Annotated in this window: 1 protein-coding gene; it reads left to right on the plus strand. The window is 74.2% G+C overall.

What is annotated here, in order from left to right:
* The coding region (locus ABD243_RS07250) for a DUF222 domain-containing protein (protein ID WP_344363801.1) at positions 1 to 1,577 on the plus strand (1,577 nt) is incomplete at its 5' end.
* Positions 1,578 to 1,688: the final 111 nt, after the last annotated feature.

The raw sequence follows: 1,688 nt of genomic DNA on the forward strand, positions 1-1,688 counted from the left end.
CCCGCACGGCCGCGGAGAACGACGCGGACTTCCTGGCCCGGGTGGCCCGGGGCTGGGCCGATGCGCTGGATCAGGACGGTGCCGAGCCCTCCGAGGAGCTGCTGCGCCGGCTTCAGGGCGCCTTCATCCGGCGCCGGCGCCACGGCCTGCACCATCTTGAGATTTTCGCGACCACCGAACAGTTCGAATACCTCCTCACCGTCATGAACACCGGCACCAACCCCCGCACCGGCACCACAAACACACACGCCGCCGGGCCCACGAAAGCCGCCGCTTCTGAGGTATCGGCCGCCGGCGCCGCTTCTGAGGGCCCCACGGCCGGCGCTGAGGGCTCCGCCACCGGAGCCGCCGCCTCTGATGGCTGGGCCGCAGGTGCAGAGACGGTCGCCGGCCACAGCTGGACGGTTGATGCCACCGGCGGTGCCGCCGCTTCTGCTGGCTGGGCCGTGGGTTCCGGGGCTGCGGCCGTTCACGGCTGGGCAGGTGATGCCACCGACGCTGAGGCCACGCCCGTTTCTGCTGGCTGGGCCGCCGAGCCCGCCGGCACGGCTTTCGCCGTGGGGTGGGCTCCCAGTGCGGCCGCCGGCGAGCGTTCGAGCCTCGGACACGCCGACGCAGCCGGTGCCGGCGGTCAGTGGCCGGTTACGGGTGCCGGGGCCGGCGTGTGGGCCTGTGATGCCCGGGTCGGCGGCGTGTCGACTCTTGCGGATGCCCAGGCTCCCGCCCCAGGGAATCATGCCGTTCCGGATGACGCCCCCGCAGCAGCGGGCCAGCCGGTCCCTGAGGAGGATCCGGGGGCGGCGGGGCTGGATCATCGGTCCCGGGCCCAGCGGCTGCTGGACGGCCTGGTCGGTGCCTGCGGAGTCGCCCTCGCGACCGGGGGCCTGCCCGCCGCGGGCGGGCTCCGGCCCCAGGTCATGGTCACCATCGATTACCGGGACCTGCTGGCCCGGCTGGGCACCACCCCCGACCGCACTGCCGCCGGTCAGGCAGACGCGGGCGCCGCGGCGGGCGAAGCCGGTGAGGCCGCCGGCCAGGCCGGCCCGGCGGAAGCTCAGGAAACGGCCGGCGCGGGCGGCACCGCGGCCGCGGCGGCCGGCGTGGAGCCGGCCGGTTCGGTGTTGCGGCCCGCGGGAGGGGTGCGGGAAACGGGTGCGCTGCTGTTCACCGGACCCGTCACGGCCTCCACGGTCCGGAAGATCGCCTGCGACGCGGACATCATCCCGGTCCTGCTCGGGGGTGAGGGACGGATCCTGGACATCGGCCGCGCGTCCCGGCTCTTCCCGCCCCACCTCCGCAAGGCCCTCATCGCCCGGGACCTCGGGTGCGCCTTTCCCGGCTGCGCCATCCCCGCGCCCTGGTGCGAAGCGCACCACATCACGTACTGGTCCCGCGGCGGGACCACCGGCACGGAGAACGGGGCCCTGCTCTGTTCCCATCACCACCACCTGATCCACAAAGAGGCGTGGACCATCCGGGTCCGGACCGGGGTCCCCTGGTTCATCCCGCCACCCCACATCGACCCCGCCCAGAAGCCCCGCCGCAACCACTACTTCACACCCGCCCGGGCCGCATAACCGCGGCCCGGAGAGTGGCACCGCAGCACCTCAACGCGGCCTATGGCGGCAGACCGGTCAGTGGCGGCGTCATCCGGGCTGACGTGCCGGCCGTGTAATCACGGACCCGGC

Origin of the sequence: Arthrobacter humicola, assembly GCF_039531445.1 — a bacterium.
GTDB lineage: Bacteria > Actinomycetota > Actinomycetes > Actinomycetales > Micrococcaceae > Arthrobacter > Arthrobacter humicola.